Genomic DNA, 585 nt, shown 5'->3' with positions numbered 1-585 from the left:
TGTAACTCCTGCGGCTGCCGTGTTTGAACTTGAACTTCGGAAATCCCGTCCCCGGTTCCCGGAAGAACTTCCGGTATGCACGTTCCAGATGAAGCTGCTCATTCGCAAGTGCAAGGGAATCGACCTCTTTCAGCCAGGGATATTCTTTTTTATATGCCGCAGGGGTGATCTTTCTCATTTGTTTTGTTTCCTCATACGCCTGTTTCTTATCTGCCAGCATATGGTTATAGACAAATCTGCAGCAGCCAAAGGTTTTATGGATCAGAATCTCCTGCTCCCCGGTCGGATAGATCCGAAACTTACATGCTCTGTTCATCCTTCTCCCCCTGACTCTCTATGTACGCCCTGATCACTTCAACCGGCGCCTCTCCCGCAGTCACCAGGAAAAAGCTCTGGCTCCAGAATGCCTCTTTCCATAACTTCCCACGGATCTGCGGATATTCTTTTTTGATGAGACGGCTGCTGGCGCTCTTATGCGCATTTATAAATTTACTGATCTCCGATTTCGGCTGTGCACGGAACATAACATGGACATGATCCTGATCATGATTCCATTCTTCTAAAGCAATCCCGTACTTTGGTGAA

The 585-nt window shown here is 47.9% G+C and carries 2 protein-coding genes; both read right to left on the bottom strand.

Translation table 11 applies throughout. The annotated features are described in order from the left end of the window. A partial coding sequence (locus tag B5F07_RS22250) for a helix-turn-helix domain-containing protein (protein ID WP_140398087.1) occupies positions 1 to 316 on the bottom strand: 316 nt, incomplete at its 3' end. Then, positions 300 to 585: IS200/IS605 family transposase (tnpA, locus tag B5F07_RS22245; protein WP_087163338.1), on the bottom strand; the 286-nt coding region annotated here is incomplete at its 5' end. The genes B5F07_RS22250 and tnpA, both read right to left, overlap by 17 nt.

The sequence above is a fragment of the Lachnoclostridium sp. An169 genome (genome assembly GCF_002160525.1).
Lineage (GTDB): Bacteria > Bacillota > Clostridia > Lachnospirales > Lachnospiraceae > Mediterraneibacter > Mediterraneibacter cottocaccae.
This window is presented reverse-complemented; position numbering and strand designations above follow the sequence as displayed.